16 protein-coding genes are annotated in these 24,056 nt (G+C 72.0%); 12 read left to right on the forward strand and 4 right to left on the reverse strand.

All coding sequences use genetic code 11. The annotated features are described in order from the left end of the window. The first annotated feature begins 27 nt into the window (after positions 1 to 27). Genes polA through rpsA form a run of 4 tightly spaced genes read left to right on the forward strand, consistent with a single transcriptional unit; the run spans position 28 to position 5,048 of the window. Positions 28 to 2,826 carry a DNA polymerase I gene (gene polA, locus SPI96_RS00885; protein WP_321080479.1) on the forward strand — a complete coding sequence of 933 codons (2,799 nt, stop codon included), beginning with the start codon at positions 28 to 30 and terminating at the stop codon, positions 2,824 to 2,826. Next, positions 2,810 to 2,962 carry a hypothetical protein gene (locus tag SPI96_RS00890; protein ID WP_321080480.1) on the forward strand — a complete coding sequence of 51 codons (153 nt, stop codon included), beginning with the start codon at positions 2,810 to 2,812 and terminating at the stop codon, positions 2,960 to 2,962. Before polA ends, SPI96_RS00890 begins: the two co-directional genes overlap by 17 nt. After that, positions 2,929 to 3,597: a GNAT family N-acetyltransferase gene (locus tag SPI96_RS09935; protein WP_414601882.1), complete on the forward strand. Its 669-nt coding sequence runs from the start codon at positions 2,929 to 2,931 to the stop codon at positions 3,595 to 3,597. Before SPI96_RS00890 ends, SPI96_RS09935 begins: the two co-directional genes overlap by 34 nt. After that, positions 3,594 to 5,048 (forward strand): 30S ribosomal protein S1, encoded by a 1,455-nt coding sequence (rpsA, locus tag SPI96_RS00900; protein ID WP_321080481.1) that lies wholly within the window; start codon positions 3,594 to 3,596, stop codon positions 5,046 to 5,048. The genes SPI96_RS09935 and rpsA overlap by 4 nt, the downstream gene beginning before the upstream one ends. 149 nt (positions 5,049 to 5,197) lie before the next feature. Here the strand turns inward: rpsA and SPI96_RS00905 are convergent, their stop codons facing one another. Both SPI96_RS00905 and SPI96_RS00910 read right to left on the reverse strand, forming a co-directional pair. After that, positions 5,198 to 6,595: a class I SAM-dependent methyltransferase gene (locus SPI96_RS00905; protein WP_321080482.1), complete on the reverse strand. Its 1,398-nt coding sequence runs from the start codon at positions 6,593 to 6,595 to the stop codon at positions 5,198 to 5,200. Between the two features lie 10 nt (positions 6,596 to 6,605). Further along, the gene (locus tag SPI96_RS00910; protein WP_321080483.1) at positions 6,606 to 7,304 is read right to left on the reverse strand and encodes a YigZ family protein; all 699 of its coding nucleotides are present in this window, start codon (positions 7,302 to 7,304) and stop codon (positions 6,606 to 6,608) included. Positions 7,305 to 7,367: 63 nt separating this feature from the next. Here SPI96_RS00910 and coaE (SPI96_RS00915) point away from each other — a divergent pair, with 63 nt between their 5' ends. From coaE (SPI96_RS00915) to SPI96_RS00950, 8 genes are all read left to right on the forward strand, one after another. Further along, complete coding sequence (gene coaE / locus SPI96_RS00915) at positions 7,368 to 9,740, forward strand: dephospho-CoA kinase (protein WP_321080484.1); 2,373 nt, start codon at positions 7,368 to 7,370, stop codon at positions 9,738 to 9,740. Between the two features lie 231 nt (positions 9,741 to 9,971). After that, on the forward strand, positions 9,972 to 12,344 hold the full coding sequence (coaE, locus tag SPI96_RS00920; protein WP_321080485.1) for a dephospho-CoA kinase: 2,373 nt from the start codon (positions 9,972 to 9,974) through the stop codon (positions 12,342 to 12,344). 91 nt (positions 12,345 to 12,435) lie between these two features. Beyond that, entirely contained in the window at positions 12,436 to 13,083 is a 648-nt protein-coding gene (gene coaE / locus SPI96_RS00925) for a dephospho-CoA kinase (RefSeq protein WP_321080486.1), read from the forward strand. Positions 13,084 to 13,120: 37 nt separating this feature from the next. Then, positions 13,121 to 15,265, forward strand: a complete 2,145-nt coding sequence (gene uvrB / locus SPI96_RS00930; protein ID WP_321080487.1) for an excinuclease ABC subunit UvrB — start codon at positions 13,121 to 13,123, stop codon at positions 15,263 to 15,265. Positions 15,266 to 15,268: 3 nt separating this feature from the next. After that, on the forward strand, positions 15,269 to 16,591 hold the full coding sequence (locus SPI96_RS00935) for an MFS transporter (protein WP_321080488.1): 1,323 nt from the start codon (positions 15,269 to 15,271) through the stop codon (positions 16,589 to 16,591). 45 nt (positions 16,592 to 16,636) lie between these two features. Continuing rightward, complete coding sequence (locus SPI96_RS00940) at positions 16,637 to 17,347, forward strand: SatD family protein (protein ID WP_321080489.1); 711 nt, start codon at positions 16,637 to 16,639, stop codon at positions 17,345 to 17,347. After that, the gene (locus SPI96_RS00945) at positions 17,344 to 18,129 is read left to right on the forward strand and encodes a hypothetical protein (protein ID WP_321080490.1); all 786 of its coding nucleotides are present in this window, start codon (positions 17,344 to 17,346) and stop codon (positions 18,127 to 18,129) included. The genes SPI96_RS00940 and SPI96_RS00945 overlap by 4 nt, the downstream gene beginning before the upstream one ends. Before the next feature lie 250 nt (positions 18,130 to 18,379). Next, a complete protein-coding gene (locus SPI96_RS00950; RefSeq protein ID WP_321080491.1) occupies positions 18,380 to 19,633 on the forward strand; it encodes a TerC family protein in 1,254 nt (417 codons plus the stop codon). Positions 19,634 to 19,897: 264 nt separating this feature from the next. On the opposite strand, the gene SPI96_RS00955 is transcribed toward SPI96_RS00950, so the two are convergent. Both SPI96_RS00955 and SPI96_RS00960 read right to left on the reverse strand, forming a co-directional pair. Beyond that, positions 19,898 to 21,322: an alpha/beta fold hydrolase gene (locus tag SPI96_RS00955; protein ID WP_414601883.1), complete on the reverse strand. Its 1,425-nt coding sequence runs from the start codon at positions 21,320 to 21,322 to the stop codon at positions 19,898 to 19,900. 23 nt (positions 21,323 to 21,345) lie between these two features. Then, entirely contained in the window at positions 21,346 to 23,979 is a 2,634-nt protein-coding gene (locus SPI96_RS00960; protein WP_321080493.1) for a DEAD/DEAH box helicase, read from the reverse strand. Positions 23,980 to 24,056: the final 77 nt, after the last annotated feature.

Raw genomic sequence — 24,056 nt, forward strand, 5'->3', positions numbered from 1 at the left:
GCACGGGACCCCGAGAGGAGCAACGACATGGCAGACCGCACCGCCCCCACACGTCCGCGCCTGCTGGTGCTGGACGGCCACTCCATGGCCTTCCGCGCCTTCTACGCGTTGCCGGCGGAGAACTTCACCACGGACACCGGGCAGCACACCAACGCCGTCTACGGGTTCACCTCGATGCTGCTGACCATGATCCGCGAGCAGCGCCCCACCCACGTGGCGGTCGCCTTCGACCTGTCCGGGCCCACCTTCCGTTCCGAGGAGTACGGCGAGTACAAGGCCGGCCGCTCCGAGACCCCCGCCGAGTTCGCCGGGCAGATCGAGCTGACCGTGAAGGTCATGGAGGCCCTGGGCATCCCCACCCTCACCGTGGAGGGGTACGAGGCCGACGACATCGTCGCCACCCTCGCCACCCGCGCCGAGGACGCCGGCTGGGAAGTGCGTGTGGTCTCGGGGGACCGGGATGCCTTCCAGCTGATCACTGAGAGCACCCTCGTGCTCTACCCGACCCGGGGCGTCTCGGAGATCCCGCCCATGGACGCGGACGCCGTCATGGCCAAGTACGGGGTGGGCCCGGCCCAGTACCCCGAGCTGGCCGCCCTCGTGGGCGAGTCCGCGGACAACCTGCCCGGCGTGCCCGGTGTGGGCCCCGGCTTCGCCGCCAAGTGGCTCGCCCAGTACGGCGACCTCGACGCCGTGATCGCCCACGCGGACGAGATCAAGGGCAAGAAGGGCGAGTCCCTGCGCGCCCACCTCGACGACGTCCGCCGCAACCGCCGCCTCAATGCCCTCGTGCGGGATCTCGACCTCGGCATCGACCTCGAGGCCACCGCACTGACCATGCCCGCCCGGGAGCCGGTCGAGGAGCTCTTCGACGCCCTGCAGTTCCACCGCATCCGTGAGCGCGTGTTCGACGTGCTGGCTGAGCGTCTCGGGGCCGACGCCCCCGAGCCGGAGATCGAGGCCGCCCCCGAGGCGACCGTCGCCACCACCGGCGCTCAGCTGCGCGAGTTCCTCGCCGCCCACCCGGGCGTGCTGCTGGGCCTGCACGTGGAGATCGACGGCCCCGAGCTGCTGCCCAAGCGCAAGGTGCCCGTGCCCGGCACCCACGGCACCCCCGTGGGCGTGGCCCTGGCCTCCGAGGACGCCGCCGTGTTCGTGGACCTGCAGGCTCCGGACGCCGACCCGGACCTCGTCGACGCGGTCCGTGAGGTGCTCGCCGAGGCCGGCCGGGACAAGGCCGTGCACGACCTCAAGCGCACCCTCAAGGCCTTCTCCGCCCCCACCGGTCCCACCGCCCTGGGCGCCGGCGCCGAGCTGGACGGCGTCGTGGACGACGTGCTGCTCTCCGCGTACCTGATCCAGCCCGACCGGCGCGACGGCGGCCTCGCCGCCCTCGCCCAGGCCCACCTCGGCACCCCCCTGGAGGCCCCGGTCCCCGCCACGGACTCCGCCCAGGGTGAGCTCGACCTCGACGGCGGCGCCGCCCTGGCCGAGCGGGCCGCCCGCGCCGGCCGTGCCGCCTGGCTGATCCGCCGCCTCTCCACCCGGTTCACCCCCGAGGTCCTCGAGCGCGGCGCCCAGCGCCTGCTCCAGGAGATGGAGATCCCCCTGTCCCGCCTGCTGGCCCGCATGGAGCTCACCGGCATCGCTGTGGACCGCCCCGCCCTGGACGGCCTCCACGAGGACTTCACCGCCGCCGCCACCGCCGCCCAGGAATCCGCCTGGGCCTGCGTGGCTGAGGCCACCGGCGGCATGCAGGTCAACCTGGGCTCGCCCAAGCAGCTCCAGCAGGTCCTCTTCGAGCACCTGGACATGCCCAAGACCCGCAAGACCAAGACCGGCTACTCCACGGACGTCGACTCCCTCCAAGACCTGCTCGAGAAGACCCAGCACCCCTTCCTCGAGAACCTCATGGCGCACCGCGACGCCACCAAGCTCAAGCAGACCGTGGAGGGCCTGCGCGAGTCCGTCGCCCCCGACGGGCGCATCCACACCACCTACTCCCAGACCGCCGCCGCCACCGGGCGGTTGTCCTCCCTGCACCCGAACCTGCAGAACATCCCGGTGCGCACCGAGGCCGGCCGCCGGATCCGTGCCGCGTTCGTCGCCGACCGCGTGGCCGAGCGTGAGGCCGTGCTGCTCTCAGCGGACTACTCGCAGATCGAGATGCGCATCATGGCGCACCTGTCCGAGGACGCCGGCCTGATCGACGCCTTCCGCTCCGGGGAGGACCTGCACTCCTTCGTGGGATCCCAGGTGTTCGGGGTGGAGCCGGAGGAGGTGTCCGCCGAGCAGCGTTCCAAGGTCAAGGCCATGAGCTACGGCCTGGCCTACGGGCTCAGCTCCTTCGGCCTGTCCAAGCAGCTGAAGATCCCCGTGGACGAGGCCCGCGGCCTCATGAAGGGCTACTTCGGCCGCTTCGGTGGCGTGCGGGACTACCTGCGGGACGTCGTCGCCCAGGCCCGGCAGGATGGGTACACCTCCACCATTGAGGGCCGCCGGCGGTACTTGCCGGACCTGAACTCGGACAACCGCCAGCTGCGGGACATGGCTGAGCGGGCGGCCCTGAACGCGCCCATCCAGGGCTCCGCTGCGGACATCATCAAGCGGGCCATGCTCGACGTCCAGGCCGGCCTGACTGAACAGGGGCTGGACGCCCGGCTGCTGCTGCAGGTCCACGACGAGCTCATCCTCGAGGTCCCGGAAGACGAGCTGGACGCCACCACCGAGCTGGTGCGCGAGCGCATGGGCCGGGCAGCGGAGCTGTCCGTGCCGCTGGACGTGCACGTGGGCCAGGGCAGGAGCTGGCATGACGCCGCCCACTGACCCCCAGGCCTCCGACGACGGCGCCGCCGCCCTGCGCGCCCACGCCGACGCCGCCGCCTCGCCGTCCACCCCGCCGGCGCAGACCCGCGCCGGACGGACCCGGTGGGCACCTTCGAGGACTTCGTCCAGCCCCTGACCACCTCACCCGGCCGCACCCTGCCGGCCTGGCTCATCAGCGACGTCACCGTCTCCCCGGACCACCGGCGCCGCGGCGTGCTGCGGGCCCTCATGCTGCGCTCCCTCGCGGACGCGCTCGCGGCCGGGGTCCCCGTGGCCGCCCTGACGGCCTCGGAAGCCGGCATCTACGGGCGGTTCGGCTTCGGCGCGGCCACCCGCTGGCGGGAGACAGCCCTGGACGTGGCCGGGGAGCCCGGCCTCACCGGAGAGGAGGCCGAGAGGTCCGTGACGCGGGCCGGGGCACCGGCCTGTACGCGACCCGTGGGGCCCGATCGATGGGGTCTGGCGGATCCGCACCGCCGGCGGCGAGGGGAGCGCGCAGCGGCTGGGCCCGGCGTCGGCCGCGGGGGAGCGGCTGGACGGGATGCTCCGTCCGGCCCGTCCGCCGCACACCCTGGCCGGTTTCTGAGATCTCCCCCCTCTGATAGTCTGTCCGCGCGCCTTTGTGCGCCTCGGGTCGCGCCTGGTCGCGGGCCGAGAACACCTGTCCAGACCGACCCACGCCGGGTCCGGGGCGTCGCGCGCGCCCGACGGTCCTCTCCAGGGCCGCCTCCCGGCGTGATCATCACACCAATCGGAGTCCCTCCTACATGACCACCACTTCCAACGCCCCGCAGGTCGCCGTCAACGACATCGGCTCGTCTGAGGACCTGCTCGCCGCGATCGACGCGACCATCAAGTACTTCAACGATGGCGACCTCGTCGAGGGCACCATCGTCAAGGTGGACCGCGACGAGGTCCTGCTCGACATCGGCTACAAGACCGAGGGCGTCATCCCGTCCCGCGAGCTGTCCATCAAGCACGACGTGGACCCGGACGAGGTCGTGGCCGTGGGCGACACCGTCGAGGCCCTGGTCCTCACCAAGGAGGACAAGGAGGGTCGTCTGATCCTCTCCAAGAAGCGCGCCCAGTACGAGCGCGCCTGGGGCGACATCGAGAAGATCAAGGAGGAGGACGGCGTCGTCGAGGGCACCGTCATCGAGGTCGTCAAGGGTGGCCTCATCCTCGACATCGGCCTGCGCGGCTTCCTGCCCGCCTCGCTGGTGGAGATGCGCCGCGTGCGCGACCTGGCCCCCTACATCGGCCAGAAGCTCGAGGCGAAGATCATCGAGCTCGACAAGAACCGCAACAACGTGGTGCTCTCCCGCCGTGCCTGGCTCGAGCAGACCCAGTCCGAGGTCCGCTCCAACTTCCTTCACAAGCTGGAGAAGGGCCAGGTCCGCCAGGGTGTCGTGTCCTCGATCGTCAACTTCGGTGCGTTCGTCGACCTGGGCGGCGTGGACGGCCTCGTGCACGTCTCCGAGCTGTCCTGGAAGCACATCGACCACCCGTCCGAGGTCGTCGAGGTCGGTCAGGAGGTCACCGTCGAGGTCCTCGAGGTCGACATGGACCGCGAGCGCGTCTCCCTGTCGCTGAAGGCGACCCAGGAGGACCCGTGGCAGCTGTTCGCCCGCACCCACGCCCTGGGCCAGGTCGTGCCGGGCAAGGTCACCAAGCTCGTCCCGTTCGGTGCGTTCGTGCGCGTCGAGGACGGCATCGAGGGCCTCGTGCACATCTCCGAGCTGGCCTCGCGCCACATCGACACCGCCGAGCAGGTCGTGTCCGTGGGCGACCAGCTGTTCGTCAAGGTCATCGACATCGACCTCGAGCGTCGCCGCATCTCCCTGTCCCTCAAGCAGGCCAACGAGGGCGTGGACCCGGACGGCACCGAGTTCGACCCGGCGCTCTACGGCATGGCCGCCGAGTACGACGAGGAGGGGAACTACAAGTACCCCGAGGGCTTCGACGTCGAGACCAACGAGTGGATGGAGGGCTTCGAGGCCGAGCGCGCCGCCTGGGAGCAGCAGTACGCCGACGCTCAGTCCCGCTGGGAGGCCCACAAGGAGCAGGTGCGCCGCTCGCTCGAGGAGGAGGCCGCCGAGGGCGCCGACTCCGGCGCCGGCCTCGGTTCCACCTACTCCTCCGAGGCTCCGGCCTCCGACGGCGGCACCCTGGCCTCCGACGAGGCCCTCGCCGCGCTGCGCGAGAAGCTGACCGGCAACTGATCGGATCGGTCTGGCCGTCCCCAGCGGCCGGACCGGCCCGCTTCACACGGACGCCCCGCTCCTCCTTCGGGAGGGACGGGGCGTCCGTGCGTCTGTCTGCCGCCGGGACTGTGGGCGCGGGCCCCGGGACTCCGGGGCTTCGGGGCAGCTCAGGGCCGCCGGGTGGAGACCGTCACGGTGAAGGTGCGGTTGCGGGCGACCTGCCGGGTGGGGCCCACAGCCGCCTCCAGCACGGGGCGGTGGCGCAGATGGGAGTTCCACACGCACCACAGCTGCCCGCCGGGGGCGAGCACACGGCCGGCGGCCTCGATCATCCGGTGCCCCACACTCGGGTCCACGGCGGCGCCGTCGTGGAAGGGCGGGTTCAGCAGCACCACCGGCACGGACCCGTCGGCCAGCGTGGAGAGCGCATCGTCCTGCACGGCGGTGATGCGCTCGGCCAGGCCGTTGGCGGCGGCCGTGGCCGCGGAGGAGGCGACGGCGTCGGCGGACTGGTCCGAGGCCAGCACCCTCGCCGGCGGCCACACCCGGGCGGCGACGACAGCCAGCAGACCGTTGCCACTGCCGGCGTCCACCACGTCCGGGGCGCCGGGGACGGGCCGGAAGGGCACCTGGACCTCGAGCCCGGAGTCGGTGCGCATCCGGCGCGCGGCGGGGACGGGAAGGGCGGGGGAGTGCTCGGCGAGGGTGCGGGCCAGGAGCACGCTGCCCGGATCCGCCGCGGCCCCGCCGAAGGTCGCCCAGCCGCCCACCAGGGTCACCTCACCCACCCCGGTGATCCGGTGCACACGGCGGCGGGGCTCGGGTTCGGCGACCCCTGGCCGGGGTCCGGCGGCGGTGAGCACCCGGGACTTGGCGCGTCCGCGGCCGGCGAGCACGTGCGTGAAGGACCGGGCCAGCACCTCGTTCATGGCCGGGCTCATGTGCTTGTCCCGGCCGGCGGCCAGCACGAGCACGTCCGGGGCGGCCAGGCGGGCCACCCGGGCCGCTGTGAGGTGCAGGGCGTCCAGGGCTCGGGGCAGCAGGATCAGCACGGTGCGGGCCCCAGCCAGGACGGTCTCGTCCACCCCGCCGATCCGCAGCCGCCCCCACCCGGGCGGCAGGGCGCCGGCCTCGTCCCGGAAGCGGTCCAGGTTCGCGGCGGTGGAGCGGGCCGCGGAGGCCTCGTCCACACCGAGGGCGACGTCCAGCCCGGCGGCGAGCAGCGGCAACGTCACGGCCCCGTGCTGGTCGTGGAGCACGGCCACCGGGCCCGGGTCGCGACCGTCGGCCACCCACCCGGCGAGGGTGTCCAGCAGGAGCAAGTCCGCGGCGTCGTGCGCCTGCCGCTCCCGGGAGGCCGTCAGCGGGGCCCGGTCCAGCACGTGGAAGTCGAACCCGCGCGTCCAGGTGCCCGGCAGGGCGCGCCCGTCCACGTCCGGGGTGAGGATCCCCTCGGGGCCCACCGTGCTGCGGCGCAGGGGGCGGGGGGCGTCGCCAGGATGGGAACCGTCCGGATGGTGGTCGTGCTCGTGCTCGTGCTCGTGGGGGCCGTGGGGGTGGGGCATGGCGTCCATCCTAGGAAGCGGGCAGGTCCGTCCACCCGTGGCCGGCCGGCTGGGCCTGGGCGGTGCCCCCGGAGATCCGGGCGACGGCGGCATGGGCGGCGGCCACCCGGGCGGGGGAGTCGGGCACATCGGCGATCAGGGTGACGCCCTCGGCACCGTAGCGGGCGTCGGTGACGGGCACCCCGGCCAGCTCGAGCTCGTGCTGCCAGCGGCCGGCCTCGGCGTGCGGGGCGGGGATCTCCAGGCGCGCGGTGCGCACCCGGGTCAGAAGCACGGCCTCGTCCAGGGCGCGGGAGACGGCATCCGAGTAGGCGCGCACCAGGCCGCCGGCGCCGAGCTTGACCCCGCCGAACCAGCGCACGACGACGGCCGCGACGTCCGTCAGGTCCGCCCGCCCGGGTCCGGTCTCCCGGAGGGCCAGGGCCTCGAGCATGGGCACCCCGGCCGTGCCGGCGGGCTCGCCGTCGTCGTTGGAGCGCATGCGCCCACGGTCGGGGCCGAGGATCCAGGCGCTGCACACGTGGCGGGAGTCGTGGTGGCGCCGGCGCAGGGTGGCGACCACCTCGCGGGCCTGCTCCTCCTGCTCCACCCGGGCCAGCACGGCCATGAAACGGCTGCGGCGCACCTCCTCCTCATGCACCACCCAGCCGTCCGGGTGCGCTGCGGTGGGGGAGAGCACAGTGCAGCGGGGGGCGTCGTCGGTGGGCATGCCCTCCAGCGTAGGCCCCGGCCCGGTCGGGGGCCCGTCCGGGACTTGCTAGCGTCGAGGCACATGAGCTCACCACTGCAGCGCGGTGCCGATCGCCTCGGCCTGCGCACCACCCCCGCCATCTTCTTCGGATCGGCTGTCGTCGTCATCGCCTTCACGGCCGCGATGAGCCTGTTCCCCGGCCCCGTCCAGGCGGGGTTCGGGGTCGTGGCCTCCTGGCTGCGCTACGACGTCGGCTGGATCTACACCCTCAGCCTGACGATCATCGTCACCTTCCTGCTCGCCCTGGCCTTCAGCCGCTACGGGCGGGTCAAGCTCGGCGACGACGACGCCACCCCCGAGTACTCGGGCCTGACCTGGTTCGGCATGCTCTTCGCCGCCGGCGTCGGTGCGGTGCTGATGTTCTGGGGCATCGCCGAGCCGATGAACCACTACGCCAACCCGCCGATGTATGGCACGGAGCCGTTCTCCGACCAGGCCGCCTCAGAGGCCATGGCCATCGCGAACTTCCACTTCGGCATCCACATGTGGGCGATCCTGCTGCTGCCCGGGCTGTGCTTCGGGTACTTCACGTACAAGCGGAAGCTGCCCCCGCGCATGTCCTCGGCGTTCCAGCCGCTGCTGGGCGACCGCATCCACGGTCCCATCGGCAAGGTCATTGACATCATCGCCGTGGTCTCCACCGTCTTCGGCCTGGCGGTGTCCGTGGGCCTGGGCGCCCTGCAGATCAACGCGGGCATGGACTACGTATTCGGCACGCCCGTGGCCGGCTGGGTGCAGGCGCTGATCCTCGCGGTGATCACCGCCGTGGGCCTGGCCTCCGTGCTGGCCGGCATGGACCGGGGTGTCAAGCGCCTGTCCTACGCGAACATCCTGCTGGCGATCGCCCTGCTGGTCTACGTGCTCATGTGGGCGGTCTCCTCGATGGACGTGGTCCGCGGCACCGTGCAGGCGATCGGCGAGTACCTCTCGGCGCTGCCGCGTCTGTCCACCTTCAACGACACCTACCGTTCGGGGGACTGGTCCGGTGACTGGACCGTCTTCTACTGGGCGTGGACGGTCACCTGGGCGCCGTTCGTGGGCATGTTCTTCGCCCGCATCTCCCGCGGCCGCACCATCCGTGAGTTCATCGTGGCCGGCCTCGGCCTGCCCACCGCGTTCGTGATCGTGTGGATGGGCGTGTACGGGTACTCGGCGTTCCAGTCCGACCGCGCCACCGCGGCGGGCCCGGGCCAGGGCGGTGAGCTGACGCAGACCATCGTCACCGACGGCAACGTGCAGGCGGCCCTGTTCCAGCACCTGCAGGGCATGCCCCTGTACCTGCCGGTGGCGGTCCTCGCGCTGATCGTGATCACCCTGTTCTTCATCACCTCCATCGACTCCGGCGCCCTCGTGATGGACGCGATGGCCAACGGGCACGAGGACCCGGCCCCGCGCCGGCAGAGCGTGTTCTGGTCCCTGTCCATCGGCGCGGTCTGCGCGGCGATCATCCTCACCGCGGGGGAGAACGGCCTGGCCGCCCTCCAGGAGGTCATCATCGTGATCGGCCTGCCGATCCTGTTGATCACCGTGATGCAGGCGTTCCTGCTGCTGCAGGCCCTGCGCGAGGATGCCGGCGCGGCCAAGCCGATGCGCACCCGCCAGTGGAAGAAGGTCCTGCCCACCGAGGAGTACCACCGCCGCGCCCAGGAGGAGGGCCAGGACATCGGCGAGTACGTCATCCGCCCGGAGTTCGAGCCCGGCACCGAGCCCGAGTTCGACACCCACACCCCCAACACGTGGCACCAGCAGCGCACCGTCGCCCAGCGTGCCCTCGTGAGCATCGGCCTCACCGGCGGCAGCGCCTCGGGGCGCACCGCTGTCGGTGAGGAGCTTGAGCGCCTGGGGGCCGTCGTCGTGGAGTTCGACGACCTCATGGGCGACCTGCTCGTGCCCGGTGCCCCCGTCCTGGGCGAGCTGCGTGCGGTGTTCGGCCCGGAGATCGTCCACGCCGACGGCACGCTCGACGTCGCAGCGATGAACCGTCTGACGGGGGAGTCCCAGACCGCCCGCGCCCGCATGTACGAGATCGTCGCGCCCGTGGTGCGTGCTGAGGCGGACCGCCGGGCCAAGGCCATCGGCGAGAACGCCGTGCTCGTGGTGGACCTGGCCCTGCTGGCCGAGACCGGCTCCGCGAAGGACTTCGACCAGGTCCTGGCCGTCCAGGCCCCGGCTGAGGCACGCGTGGAGCGTCTGATGGCCTCCCACGGCATGGACCGGGAGCGGGCTTGGGCGTTCATCGATGAGGAGGCCCCGGACGACGAGCGCGCCCGGATCGCCGACGTCGTGCTGGAGAACACCGGCTCCCTCGAGGACCTGCACGCGCAGGTGCGCACCTACTGGGCCGAGAGGATCCAGCCGGTGCTGGACGACGCCGGCACGACCGCCCGTCACTGACCTCCCACCAGTGACGCCGGCCCGGGCACCCCACCTCGCCCGGGCCGGCGTCGCCGTCTCCCCCGCCTCCCCGGCGGCCCTCCGCTGACCACAGACACCCCGCAGGGCCAGCCGAGTTCGCGGCCGACGCCCGGGCTCGACTACCGTGGCGCCGTGCCTGACGGGCACGGGTCCGCCGGCGGCTCCTTGGAACGGCCACGGCGGGTGTCAGTCGAGACCTCCGGGACCGCCATGAGTCGTCCGCTCACGCGTCTGCACGACGCCCTGGGGCTGCGCACCAGCCCCGCCATCTTCTTCGGCGCCGCCGCGACCATCCTCGTCTTCACGGCAGCGATGAGCCTCTTCCCGGAGCCCGTGCAACGGGTGTTCGGCGCCGCAGCCACCTGGCTGCGCTACGACGTCGGATGGATCTACACCGGGGCGGCCACCCTGATCGTGCTGTTCACCATCGGCCTGGCCGTGAGCCGCTACGGCCGGGTCAAGCTCGGCGACGACGACGCCACCCCCGAATACTCCGGTGTGGCCTGGTTCGGCATGATGTTCGCCGCCGGCATCGGCGCGGTCCTGATGTTCTGGGGCATCGCCGAACCCATGAACCACTACGCCACCCCGCCCCTGGACGACACCCTCGCCTTCTCAGACAAGGCCGCCCGCGACGCCCTGAGCATCGCGAACTTCCACTTCGGCATCCACATGTGGGCCATGCTGCTTATGCCCGGGCTCGGCTTCGGGTACTTCACGTACAAGCGCAAGCTCCCACCCCGGGTGTCCTCCGCGTTCCAGCCGCTGCTCGGCGACGGCATCCACGGCCCCATCGGCAAGACCATCGACATCGTCGCGATCGTGGCCACCGTGTTCGGTCTGGCCGTGTCCGTGGGGCTGGGCGCCCTGCAGATCAACGCCGGCATGAACTATGTGTTCGACGTGCCCGTGGCCGGCTGGGTGCAGGCCCTGACCCTGGCCGTCATCACCGCCGGTGGCCTGGCCTCCGTGCTCGCCGGCATGGACAGCGGCGTCAAGCGCCTGTCCTTCATCAACATCCTCGTGGCCGTCGCCCTGATGCTGTTCGTGCTGATGTTCTCCGTGTCCTCCTCGGACGTGCTGCGCGGCACCGTGGAATCCGCCGGCCGCTACATCTCTCAGCTGCCGCTGCTGACCACCTTCAACGACGCCTTCCACTCCGGCCGCTGGTCCGGGGCCTGGACCGTGTTCTACTGGGCCTGGACCGTCACCTGGGCACCCTTCGTGGGCATGTTCGTCGCCAAGATCTCCCGCGGCCGCACCATCCGCGCGTTCGTCGCCGCCGGCCTCGGCCTGCCCACCAGCTTCACCCTCATCTGGATGGGCATCTACGGGTTCTCCGCGTTCCAGTCCGACCGCGCCACCGCCGCCGCCCCCGGCCAGGGCGGCGACCTCACCACCACCATCGTCACCGACGGCAACGTCCAGGCGGCGCTGTTCCAGCATCTGCACGGCATGCCCCTGTACCTGCCCGTGGCCGCGGTGGCCCTGTTCGTGATCACCCTGTTCTTCGTGACCTCCATCGACTCCGGCGCCCTCGTCATGGATGCCATGGCCAACGGCCACGAGGACCCTGCCGCCCGCCGGCAGAGCGTGTTCTGGGCCGTGTCCATCGGCGCGGTCTGCGCGGCCATCATCCTTACCGCCGGCGAACGCGGCCTGGAAGCCCTCCAGGAGGTCATCATCGTCATCGGCCTGCCCGTGCTCGGCCTGATCGTCCTGCAGGCCGTCATGCTCGTGCAGGCCCTGCGCGAGGATGCCGGCGCCGCCCAGCCCCTGCGCACCCGCCAGTGGAAGAAGGTCCTGCCCACCGAGGAGTACCGCCGCCGCGCCGCCGAGGACCACGGCACCATCGCCGAGTACGTCACCCGCCCCGAGTTCGAACCCGGCACCGAGCCCGAGTACGAGACCCACGTGCCCAACACCTGGGCCCACCAGCGCGAGCTCGCCCGCCGCGCCGCCGTGTCCATCGGCCTGACCGGCCCGGTCGCCTCCGGACGCACCGCCGTCGGCGAGGAGCTCGAGCGCCTGGGCGCCGTCGTCGTGGAGTTCGACGACATCGCCGCCGACATCCTCGTGCCCGGCGCCCCCGTCCTGGACGAGCTGCGCTCGCTGTTCGGCCCGGAGATCGTCCGCCCGGACGGCACCCTGGACACCCGCGCGCTGAACCGGCTGACCTCCGAGTCCCGGGCGGCCCGCGCCCGGATGTACGAGGTGGTGGCCCCGGTTGTGCGTGCCGAGGCCGACGCCCGCGCCAAGGCCGTGGGCCCGGACGCGGTGCTCGTGGTGGACCTGGCCCTGCTGGCCGAGACCGGCTCGGCCCGCCAGTTCGACCAGGTGGTGACCGTCTCCGCCCCCGTGGAGACCCGCGTGGAGCGGCTGATGGCCTCGCACGGCATGAGCCGGGCCCGGGCCTGGGCGTTCGTGGACGAGGACGCCGACGACGCCGCCCGCGAGCAGGTCGCCGACACGGTGATCCACAACGACGGCACCGTGGAGCAGCTGCGCGAGCAGGTGCGGGCATACTGGGACGAGAAGGTCCAGCCGGCCCTGGAGACGGCCCTGGGGCGTCGGACGGTCTGACCCGCCCGGCTCCCTGCGACAGCCCCCGCCCGCCGGCGTGGGGCCGCCCCGTCCGCACCGATCACTGCTTGCCCCGGCCCCAGGAGGACCCGTGACCGAGCCCGCCCACCCCGCCATCGACCCGAGTGTGCGCCCGCGCGTGCACGTGGGCCTGACCGGGGGCATCGCCGCCGGCAAGTCCGCGGTGGCCGCACAGTTGCAGGAGTGCGGGGCGCTGCTCGTGGACTCCGACGCCCTGGCCCGGCTGGTGGTCGAGCCCGGCACCGAGGGCCTGGCCGCGGTGCAGGACGCCTTCGGGGACCGGGTGATCACCGGGGACGGCTCCCTGGACCGGGTGGCGCTGGCCCGCATCGTGTTCTCGGACCCGGCCGCGCGCGAGCGCCTGAACCGGATCATGCACCCGCGGATCCGGGCGGCCGCCCGGCGGATCGTCGCCGAGGCCGGCCCGGACGCCGTCGTCGTCCAGGACGTGCCGCTGCTCGTGGAGAGCGGCCAGGCGGACGCGTTCGACCTGGTGATCGTGGTGGAGGCACCCCTGCAGGAGCGGATCCGGCGCATGGTGGAGGACCGCGGCATGAGCGTGGAGGACGCCCAGGCCCGGATCGCCGCGCAGGCCAGCGACGCCGAGCGCCGCGCCGCCGCGGACGTGCTGATCGTCAACGACGCCGACCTCGAGCGGCTGCGCTCGGCCACCCGCCAGGTGTGGGACCGCTTCCTGGCTCCGCCGGCGGCGGACTGACCCGCCCGGCCCGGCCCGGGCGCGTAGGGTGGCGCGCATGAGCCTGGCCAAGCAGATCAACCGCGTCGTCGCCCCGTTCGAGGTCATCTCCCCGTACCAGCCCTCCGGGGACCAGCCCAAGGCCATCGACGAGCTCGCCGAGCGCGTGCAGGCCGGGGAGAAGGACGTGGTGCTCATGGGCGCCACCGGCACCGGCAAGTCCGCCACCACCGCCTGGCTCATCGAGCGCCTGCAGCGGCCCACACTCGTGATGGTGCAGAACAAGACGCTCGCCGCGCAGCTGGCCAACGAGTTCCGCGAGCTGCTGCCGAACAATGCGGTCGAGTACTTCGTCTCCTACTACGACTACTACCAGCCCGAGGCGTACGTGCCGCAGACGGACACGTTCATCGAGAAAGACTCCTCGATCAACGAGGAGGTCGAGCGCCTGCGCCACTCGGCCACCAACGCGCTGCTCACCCGCCGGGACGTGGTGGTGGTCGCCACCGTGTCCTGCATCTACGGCCTGGGCACCCCCGAGGAGTACATCGAGCAGATGGTCACCCTGCGCCGGGGGGAGCAGATGGACCGCGACGAGCTGCTGCGACGGTTCGTGCACATGCAGTACGTGCGCAACGACGTCGACTTCCACCGCGGCACGTTCCGGGTGCGCGGGGACACCGTGGAGATCATCCCCATGTACGAGGAGCTCGCCGTGCGCATCGAGTTCTTCGGGGACGAGGTCGAGTCCATCCAGACCCTGCACCCGCTCACCGGGCAGGTCGTGCGCGAGGAAGAGGAGATGTACATCTTCCCGGCCTCCCACTACGTGGCCGGCGACGAACGCATGGCCCGGGCCATCACCTCCATCGAGGACGAACTGCGCGAACGCCTCCAGGAACTCGAGTCCCAGGACCGGCTGCTCGAGGCTCAGCGCTTGCGGATGCGCACCACCTACGACCTCGAGATGATGCAGGAGATGGGGTACTGCAACGGCATCGAGAACTACTCCCGGCACATCGACGGCCGCCCGGCCGGCTCCGCCCCCCACTGCCTTCTGGACTACTTCCCGGACGACTTCCTGCTGGTGGTGGACGAGTCCCATGTGACCATCCCGCAGATCGGCGCCATGTACGAGGGCGATATGTCCCGCAAGCGCACCCTCGTCGAACACGGCTTCCGCCTGCCTTCCGCCATGGACAACCGCCCCCTGAAATGGGACGAGTTCCTCGAACGCATCGGGCAGACCGTGTACCTCTCGGCGACCCCCGGCCAGTACGAGCTCTCCCAGGCCGACGGCGTCGTCGAGCAGATCATCCGCCCCACCGGGCTCGTGGACCCGCAGGTGGTGGTCAAGCCCACCGAGGGCCAGATCGACGACCTGCTCGAGCAGATCCGCCTGCGCGTGGACAAGGACGAGCGCATCCTGGTCACCACCCTCACCAAGCGCATGGCCGAGGACCTCACCGAGTACCTCCTCGACGCCGGCGTGAAGGTCGAGTACCTGCACTCGGACGTGGACACCCTGCGCCGGGTCGAACTGCTGCGCGAGCTGCGCAAGGGCACCTTCGACGTCCTCGTGGGCATCAACCTGCTGCGTGAGGGCCTCGACCTGCCGGAGGTCTCCCTCGTGGCCATCCTCGATGCGGACAAGGAAGGCTTCCTGCGCTCCACCACCTCCCTGATCCAGACCATCGGCCGCGCCGCCCGCAACGTCACCGGCGAAGTTCACATGTACGCGGACCGGGTCACCGACTCCATGCGCCGTGCCATCGACGAGACCGAGCGCCGCCGCGCCGTGCAGATCGCCTACAACACCGAACACGGCATCGACCCGGCCCCCCTGCGCAAGCGAATCGCCGACATCACCGACCAGCTCGCCCGCGAGGACGCCGACTCCGCCGACTTCCTCAAGGGCATGGGCGGCGTCAAGGCCGGATTCGACTACGGGATGGGCCACCGGGGCCTGTCCTCCCTGGACCGCGACGACGCCGGCACCGACCCCGGCACGGGCACCGGCGCCGGGGTCGGGGGGATCGACCCGGCGGCTCTGCCCGCCAAGGATCTCGGCGACCTCATCGCCCAGATGTCCGCGCAGATGCACCAGGCCGCCGCCGACCTCCAGTTCGAGCTCGCCGCCCGCCTGCGCGACGAGATCGGCGAGCTCAAGAAGGAGCTGCGCCAGATGAAGCGCGAGGGCTGAGCCGTGCACGCCGACATCGACGACCGGCAGGCCCGGCACCAGCGCAGGGTGGTGGCCACCCTCGCCCTGAGCCAGGTGTTCTCCGGGATCGGCAACGGGGCCGCCCTGGCGGTGGGATCGCTCCTGGCCGCCGAGCTCTCCGGCCGCGACGCCCTGGCCGGCACCACCACCATGGCGCTCTCGCTGACCGGCGCCCTGTCCGCGCTGCCCCTGGCCCGTCTGGCGCTGGCCACGGGCCGGCGGACCGCGCTCTCCGCCGCCTACGGGATCGCCGCGCTCGGGGCGGCCGGCATGGCCCTGGCCCCGAGCGCGGACCAGGCCGCCCCCGGCCTGGGGTACCCGCTGCTCGTGCTCTCCGCCCTGCTCATCGGCCTCGGCGGCGCCGGCAACCTGCAGGCCCGCTTCGCCGCCACCGACCTGTCCGCCCGGCACACCCGCGGACGGGACCTGGGCGTCGTCGTCTGGTCCATCACCCTGGGCGCGGTGGCCGGGCCCAACCTCATCGGCCCCGGAGCCGCCGTCGCCGAACGCCTTGGACTGCCCGGAACCGCCGGGCCGTTCCTGTTCTCCCTGGCCGGGATGCTCCTGGCCGTGGCCGTCCTGCAGATCGGCCTGCGCCCGGACCCGCTGCACCTGCGCCCGGACGTCGAGGTGGGGGAGCGGCCCGCCGGCGCACCGGCCGCGCCGCGGCTGCGCGAGGGACTCACGGTGACCCTCGCGCACCGGCCCCTACGGCTGGGGGTGGGTGCCGTCGTCGCCGCACACACGGTGATGGTCGGGCTCATGGCCATGACCTCCGTGCACCTGGCCCGGCTGGCCGTGGCCGAGCAGCCGGCAGCCGCGGCCGGGCACCACGCCACGGACACGGACACGCTCGTGCTGATCGGCCTGGTGATCTCCCTGCACATCGCCGGCATGTACGCGCTGTCCCCGCTGGTCGGGCTGCTCGCCGACCGCTGGGGGCGGCTGCGGACCGTTGCCCTGGGCGAGGGCGTGCTCCTGGCCGCGTGCGGGACGGCGGCCCTGTGGCCGGGCAGCCGGCCGGCGGTCACCACGGCCCTCATCCTGCTCGGCCTGGGCTGGTCCCTGGTCACCGTGGCCGGCTCCACCTACATCAGCGAACACGCCGCAGGACCGCACCGCGTCCTTGTCCAAGGCCTCACCGACGCCGGCATGGGCGCCGGGGCCGCCACAGCCGCCGCACTCTCCGGCGCGATCATGGCGCTGACAGGCTTCCACGGCCTCGCCCTGCTCGGCGGACTGATCAGCCTGGGGATGCTGGCCGCCGTCCTGCTGGCCCTGCGTCGCACACGCACTGAGGCATGACTGTTCTGCTTATACTCTCGTCAGTATCAGTGAGGACGTGATTCCATGAGTGCCGCCGAGACGCCCCGAGTGACCGCCGTGATCGCGGACCTGGTCGGCTCACGCACCCTGCCGGACCGGGCCGGCGCCCACGAGCAGGTGCTCACCGCCTGGTCCCGCGCCCACACCCAGGTCCTCGGCCCGGACACCGCGAGCACCCCGCCGTGGGCCACCGTGGGCGACGAGTTCCAGGCCGTCTACCCGGACCTGCCCACCGCCCTGCGCGCCCTGCTGCGGCTCATGCTCTCCCTCGAGGACCCGGTCCGCCTCCGCTTCGGCCTGGGCCTGGGCACCGTGACCACCCTGGACCACGGCGAGGCCGGCCCCATCCAGGACGGAGACGCCTGGTGGGCCGCCCGCGCCGCGATCGAGGCCGGACGCGACCGCGACCGTCACGGCGCCGTCCTCGAGATCCGCGCCGCGCAGGGCGCCGCCGTTCCGGCCGACCGGGACGGCATGGACACCGGCGGCGTGGGCGCCGCCGGCATCGGCTCCGCTGCCGCCCGCCTGCTCGAGCACATCGTCGCCCAGATGCGCCCCCGCGCCCGCCGCATCCTCCGCGCCGCCCTGGACGGCACCGTCCAGACTGAGATCGCCGATGCCGAGGGCATCAGCCAGTCGGCCGTCTCCCAGTCCCTGACCCGCTCCGGCGGCCGCGCCCTCCTGGACGTGGACCACCTGCTCACCGCCCCCACCACCGAAGGAGAGCCGGCATGATCGGCATCGTCCTGCTCAGCATCGCCGCCACCGAGCTCACCGTCGCCCTGCTGGCCGGCCGCGGCCCGGGCCTGGCCCCGTCCGCCCGCCACCGGCTCATCGGCCTGGGTGTCGGTGCCGCCGTCACCCTGGTCGCCCTCCTGCTCGCCGGCACCCCCTCCGCCTCCGCCGACCCCGCCCCCTTCCTCCTGGCCGCCTCGATGGCCCTGGTCCTCACCTCCGCCTGGACCGCCGCAGGCACCCGCCCCTGGGCCTCCCCGGTGCTGCTCCCCGTGCTCGCCGTGCTGACCGGCCTCGAACTCGCCGCGTACGGCACCCTCGACCAGGCCCTGGGCACCGGGTGGCCCGTCCTGGCCGGCACCCTGGCCTTCCTCATCGAGCCCGCCAACCGCATCAGCCGCGACGTGCTCGAACTCGCCGGCCGCCGCGACGAACGCCTCCAGGCCGCTGAGCGCACCCGCACCGAGCGCACCCCCGCTGACCCCACACCGGCCGAGCCCGGCTCCGTGGACTCCGCCACCGACCCCGCCGCCGGCCTCAAGGGCGGCCGCTACATCGGCCCCGTCGAACGCATCCTCATGACCGGCCTCGGCCTCGCCGCCGCCTACCCGGTGGTCGCCGCCCTCATGGCCGCCAAGGGCATCGTCCGCTTCCCCGAGATCAACGCCGATGCCGGCCACGGCTCCCGCGCCGAGGAATTCCTCGTCGGCTCCCTCACCAGCTGGTCCCTGGCCTTCCTCGCCGTCCTCCTGCTCACCCTCACCGCCCCCGTCCGGCTCTGAGGTGCCGGCGCGGCGCTCGCGGGTGCGCCGCCGTCGTCGGCCCGGGGCGCCGACGGGGCTTCGCTACACTGGTCCGCGTCGTAGGGGAGTATCCCGAACACTGCGGACGTCAGCACGCGACCCGGACGCGTGGCCATCAGGGCCAGCCGTCGCCGGTCGCCGGACGCAGAGGCCTGAGAGCGCCATGGAGCGCCGGGCGGAGAGACTTGCGGTCGTTTCCACCTGTCCTGGAGCTGAAAGGCCGACGATCATGGAGATCAACGGATTGACGTGGGGGCTGACGATCGCACTGATCGTCGGCCTGCTCGCGTTCGACTACTTCGCACACGTGCGCAAGGCGCACACCCCCACCATCAAGGAAGCGGCCGTCTGGTCGGGGATCTACATCGGCCTCGCCCTGGCCTTCGGCCTCGTGTTCTTCGCGTTCGGGGACACCCAGCACGCGGTCGAGTACTACACCGGCTACATCCTGGAGAAGGCGCTCAGCGTCGACAACCTCTTCGTGTTCCTGGTGATCATGGCCTCCTTCAAGGTGCCCCGTGACTACCAGCAGAAGGTCCTGCTGTTCGGCATCACCTTCGCCCTGATCTCGCGCACCGCGTTCATCCTGCTCGGGGCGGCGATCATCAACATGTGGTCGGACGTGTTCTACCTGTTCGGCCTGGCCCTGCTCCTGGTGGCGGGCAACCAGCTCAAGGGCGAGCTCGCCGGCGACGACGCCGAGGACGAGGCGGACAACGTGATGGTCCGCCTGGCCAAGCGCTTCCTGCCGGCCTCGGACACCTACGACGGGGACAAGCTGTTCTCGGTCCAGAACGGCACGCGGGTCATGACCCCGATGCTGCTGGTCATGGTGGCCATCGGCGCCACGGACATCCTCTTCGCGTTCGACTCGATCCCCGCGATCTTCGGCGTTACGCAGGAGGCGTACATCGTCTTCACCGCCACCGCGTTCTCCCTCATGGGCCTGCGCCAGCTGTACTTCCTCATCGACGGCCTGCTGGACCGCCTGGTGTACCTGTCCTACGGTCTGTCCGCGATCCTGGCGTTCATCGGCGTCAAGCTCATCCTCCACGCCCTGCACGAGAACAACCTGCCGTTCATCAACGGCGGCGAGAACGTGCCGGTGGCCACCATCCCGACCCCGGTGTCGCTGATCGTCGTCGTCGCGATCCTGCTGATCACCGTGGCGGTGTCCCTGCTGTCCCCGAAGGGTCAGGCGCTGCGCGCCCTGCAGAACGCGGAGAAGTTCTCCTTCCGCTACTCCAAGCTGGACACCTCGGCCACCCCTGCCGAGCGCGAGGCCGCCGCACGCCGCATGGACGAGTGGACCGCCAAGGCCGAGTCCCTGGACCAGAAGTGGCGCGACGAGCTGCTCGACCACAAGGACACCTGGTCCGAGATCATCCGCACCGCCCACGAGACCCGCCTGGCCGATCCGCGCGACGCGGACGCCTCCGGCGTCTCCGAGCGGATCGTCTCCCAGCACGGTCCCACCATCTGAGCCACACCGTCTGAAGCTCACCGGCACGGCAGCGGGGCCCCCTCCCACCCGGGAGGGGGCCCCGTCCGTCTCTGGGGGCATCTCCCGTGTCGTCAACGAAAGCACCCGTGCGACCTCCCGTTTCTCGAACCGAAACCCCTGAGCGCTTCCGTTCGAGAAACGGGAGCCTTTCACACCGCTCCGGTGCATGAAACGGGAGGCCCAGGGATCACTCCCGGTCGGAAAACGGGAGAATGTTCCGTGCCGCTACAGGTCGCGGGGCCCTCAGCCGTCCCCGTCGAGCATGCCCAGCAGCCGCCGGACGATCCCGGGGCCGTCATCGGCCAGGCCGTCGTGGTGGAAGGCGTCGGTCTCCCACACCTGCAGGCCCGCCACACGGGAGGCGGTCTCCAGGGACAGGTCCCGGTCCACGTAGACGTCGTCGGTGTACACGGCCGCGGCCACGGGCACCTCGTTCACGGCGAGACGTTCGACGTCGTACAGCGGCCCCCACGCGGTGCGCTTGGCCAGCAGTGCGGCCACCCCGACCAGGGGCTGCAGCTCCGGCTCGGTGCGGAACGACCACGGCATCACGTGCTCGCCGGTCGGCAGGGGAGCGGCCACCGCCTCGGGGTCGAACTCGGGGTGCTCGGCGAGCATCCGTGCCGCGGACCAGCCGGTGTCCGCACGGCCTCCGGCCAGGGCCGCCGGCTGCGCGTAGATCGCCTCGTGCAGCACCGCGTAGAGGGGATTGGTCCAGCGGCCGGTCTGCGCGGCGACCTCCGCGGTGAAGGTCTCGCAGATCCGCGGAGCCGGGCCGGTGCGGTCCACGGCCTCGGCCACGGCCCAGTGGAAGCGGTCCACTCGGGTGTTCCCGCCCAGCAGCATGCCCAACTGCTGGGCCCGCCCCACGGTCAGGGCTGTCCCGTCCGGCAGGCGCACAGGATCCCCGACCTCCTCGGCGGAGCGCACCAGCGCCAGAGCCTCGGCCCAGGCCTCACGGTCCTCGGGGTGACGCCGCCACACCTGGGCCACGCGGGCGGCCATCCGTGTGTAGGTGGCCCGATACACCCGGTCGGCGTGCCCGGTGAGCGGGGCCAGCCCGCCGGTCACCAGGCACCGGGCCAGCCCCTCGGGGTGCCAGGACAGGTAGCTGAGCGTGCAGAAGCCCCCGAAGCTCTGCCCCAGCGTGGTCCACGGACCCGACCCCAGAGCCAGGCGGATCATCTCGGCGTCCTGCACGATCGACGGGGCACGCAGGTGCACCAGGTGCTCGGCGCGCGCCCGGTCCGTGGCGTGCCCGGCCAGGGTGGCCGCCGTCGCCGGGGTGGACCGGCCGGTGCCGCGCTGGTCCAGCAGCAGCAGGCGATGCCCCTCGGCCAGGGCGGCCTGCCAGCCGCCCATCCGGCCTGGACGGGGCGCACCCGAGCCCGGCCCGCCCTGCAGGTACAGCAGCCAGGGTCGGGTGCCGTGCCGGTCGTCGGCGGCGCGCACCTCGCGGGCGAACACCTGCAGGGTCGCCCGCCCTCCAGGCCCGACGCCGGCACCGGCCTCCTCCTGGGCGCGCGCCTGGTCGAGGGTGAGGGCATGGTCGATGGGCACCGTGAACCAGTGCTCCACCGTCACCGTGCCGTCTGAGAGGACCGTCTCCGGGCCACGGCGGTGTGCGGCGGGGCCGACGGGGGCGAACCCGCGCGGATCCCCAGGCACCGGCGCATCGACGGCGAGAGCGCTCACAGCCCCCACCCGGGCTCGGGCGCACCGACGGAGACCACCCGCACCACCGGGTGGCCGGCGTCGTCGGAGGCGTCCAGGTCCACCACCGCGTTGATCCCGTGGTCCAGGTCGCCCTCCGGGTCCTTGAGGACCTGCCGCACCGCCCACCAGCGGTCCCCGGCCAGGTCCACGGGGGCGGGGGAGTCCGGCCCCTCGGCCACCCGGAACAGCTCCGGGCCGCGCGCCTCCGGGCCGTCGTCGATGTCCTCATGGTCGTCGAAGTAGACGTCCAGGGCGTCGGCCCAGTCGTCCGCGCTCAGATCCCCGGACAGCTCCGCCAGCGCGGCGTCCTGCTCGTCCCCGAACAGCCGGACCCGCCGGAACATGGCATTGCGGACCATCACCCGGAACACCGGGCCGTTGTCCGTCAGACGCGGCGGTGCCGGCGGCTCGAGAGCCTCGTGGTCGCGGCGCAGCTCCGCCACGTCCCCGGCCATGAGGTCCTCCCACTCCTCCAGAAGGGAGGAGTCGGTCTGCTTGACCATCTCATCCAACCAGTCCAGCAGGACCTGCAGGTCCTCGGTGCGGTCGTCCTGCGGCACCGTCTGGCGCAGCGCCTTGACGGCGTCGGTGAGGTAGCGCAGCAGCACCCCCTCGGACCGCGCCAGCCCGTAGAACTGCACATAGTCTCCGAACCCCATGGCCCGCTCGAACATGTCCCGCACCACGGACTTCGGGGTGAGCTCGAACTCCGCGAGCCACGGGGCGTCCTGCCGGTACAGCTCGAACTGCTGCTCCAACAGCTCCGCCAACGGCCGCGGATGCGTCACCTCATCCAGCACCCGCATCCGGTCCTGGTAGTCCATGCCCTCGGCCTTCATTGCGGCGACGGCCTCGGCCTTCGCCTTCTTCACCTGCGCGGAGAGCACCTGCCGGGGCGGGTCCAGCGTCGCCTCGATCACCGAGACCACATCCAGGTGGTGATCGGGCGCGGCCGGGTCCAGCAGATCCAGTGCTGCCAGGGCGAAGGGGGACAACGGCTGGTTCAGGGCGAAGTCGGGCTGCAGGTCCACGGTGAGGTCCACGGTGCGGCCCTCGGCGTCGGGCTCGGGCAGGACCTCGACGACGCCGGTCGCCAGCAGCTCCCGGAAGATCCCCAGGGCGCGGCGCATCAGCTGGGCCTGTCGGGCCGGGGTCTCATGCGAGGAGCGGAGCATGCGGCGCACGGCACGCACCGGGTCCCCGGGCCGGTCGAGGATGTTGAGCAGCATGGAATGAGTGATCCGCATACGGCTCACCAACGGCTCCGGCTCGGAGGCCACGAGCTTCTCGAAGGTCGCCGGGCCCCAGGAGACGAAGCCCTGCGGCGGGGACTTCCGCTTCGAGCCCTTCATGGACTGCTTCATCCGTTTGGCCCGCTCGGCCTCGTCCTTGACCCCGGCGAACTTCGCGGCGGCCTTGCGCTCGGCCGCCCGGTTCTCGATCACATGCTCCGGAGCCTGCACCACCACATACCCCTGCGTGTCGAACCCGGCCCGCCCCGCACGCCCGGCGATCTGGTGGAACTCGCGGGACTGCAGGATCCGCGTCCGCTCGCCGTCGAACTTGCTCAACGCCGTGATCAGCACCGTGCGGATGGGCACGTTGATCCCCACCCCCAGCGTGTCCGTCCCGGAGATGACCTTCAGCAGGCCCTCCTGGGCGAGCTTCTCCACCAGCCGCCGATACTTCGGCAGCATCCCCGCATGATGCACGCCGATCCCCGCCCGGACCAGCCGGTTCAGGGTCTTCCCGAACCCGGCGGAGAAGCGGAACCCCGCGATCCGGGCCGCGATCGCCTCCTTCTCCTCCTTCGTGGTCACCGAGACCGACGCCAGCCCCACCGCCGTCTCCACGGCGTCCAGCTGCGAGAAGTGCACGATGTACACCGGCGCCTGGTGCGTGGACACCAGCTCCTCCACCTTCTCCTGCAGCGGCGTCTCCGACCACTCGAAGGACAGCGGGATCGGCCGCTCAGCATGCGCGACGACGGCCACCTCCCGCCCGGTGCGCCCGGCCAGGTCCTCCTCGAGACGGGTGGTGTCCCCGAGTGTGGCGGACATCAGCAGGAACCGCGCCTGCGGCAGCTCCAGCAGCGGCACCTGCCACGCCCAGCCCCGGGCTGGGTCCGCGTAGTAGTGGAACTCGTCCATCACAACCGTGCCGATCCGCATACCGGAACCCTCCCGCAGGGCCCGGTTCGCCAGGATCTCCGCCGTGCAGCAGATGATCGGCGCGTCCGCGTTCACCGCCGAGTCACCCGTCACCATGCCCACGTTCTCCGCCCCGAACACATCCACCAGCGCGAAGAACTTCTCCGAGACCAGAGCCTTGATGGGCGCCGTGTAGTAGGACACCCTCCCATGAGCCAGCGCGTCCGCGTGCGCCCCCAGAGCCACCAGGGACTTGCCCGAGCCAGTGGGCGTCGCCAGGATCACATGCCGGCCCTGGACGAGCTCCAGGACCGCCTCCTCCTGCGCCGGGTACAGCGCGATCCCACGCTCATCCGTCCACGCCGTGAACGCGGCGAAGACGTCATCGGCGTCAGGACTGCCCGACAGAGCCTGGAGACGAGCGGTCAGAGACGGCGAGATCACAGCATCAGAAGTCATCACCGCCAGCGTATCCGCACCACCCCGCCCCCGAGGGCCGCGCTCGCGGCGGTGATAGGGTGGCCTCCGCCAAAGGA

Origin of the sequence: Micrococcus sp., from assembly GCF_034179925.1 — a bacterium.
In the GTDB taxonomy this organism is placed as follows: Bacteria; Actinomycetota; Actinomycetes; order Actinomycetales; family Micrococcaceae; genus Micrococcus.

What these genes read in the sequence shown, in the direction of transcription:
- polA (WP_321080479.1), top strand. Translation starts at nt 28, where the DNA reads ATGGCAGACCGCACCGCCCCCACACGTCCGCGCCTGCTGGTGCTGGAC.
- SPI96_RS00890 (WP_321080480.1), top strand. Translation starts at nt 2,810, where the DNA reads ATGACGCCGCCCACTGACCCCCAGGCCTCCGACGACGGCGCCGCCGCC.
- rpsA (WP_321080481.1), top strand. Translation starts at nt 3,594, where the DNA reads ATGACCACCACTTCCAACGCCCCGCAGGTCGCCGTCAACGACATCGGC.
- SPI96_RS00905 (WP_321080482.1), bottom strand. Translation starts at nt 6,595, where the DNA reads ATGCCCCACCCCCACGGCCCCCACGAGCACGAGCACGAGCACGACCAC.
- SPI96_RS00910 (WP_321080483.1), bottom strand. Translation starts at nt 7,304, where the DNA reads ATGCCCACCGACGACGCCCCCCGCTGCACTGTGCTCTCCCCCACCGCA.
- coaE (WP_321080484.1), top strand. Translation starts at nt 7,368, where the DNA reads ATGAGCTCACCACTGCAGCGCGGTGCCGATCGCCTCGGCCTGCGCACC.
- coaE (WP_321080485.1), top strand. Translation starts at nt 9,972, where the DNA reads ATGAGTCGTCCGCTCACGCGTCTGCACGACGCCCTGGGGCTGCGCACC.
- uvrB (WP_321080487.1), top strand. Translation starts at nt 13,121, where the DNA reads ATGAGCCTGGCCAAGCAGATCAACCGCGTCGTCGCCCCGTTCGAGGTC.
- SPI96_RS00940 (WP_321080489.1), top strand. Translation starts at nt 16,637, where the DNA reads ATGAGTGCCGCCGAGACGCCCCGAGTGACCGCCGTGATCGCGGACCTG.
- SPI96_RS00945 (WP_321080490.1), top strand. Translation starts at nt 17,344, where the DNA reads ATGATCGGCATCGTCCTGCTCAGCATCGCCGCCACCGAGCTCACCGTC.
- SPI96_RS00950 (WP_321080491.1), top strand. Translation starts at nt 18,380, where the DNA reads ATGGAGATCAACGGATTGACGTGGGGGCTGACGATCGCACTGATCGTC.
- SPI96_RS00960 (WP_321080493.1), bottom strand. Translation starts at nt 23,979, where the DNA reads ATGACTTCTGATGCTGTGATCTCGCCGTCTCTGACCGCTCGTCTCCAG.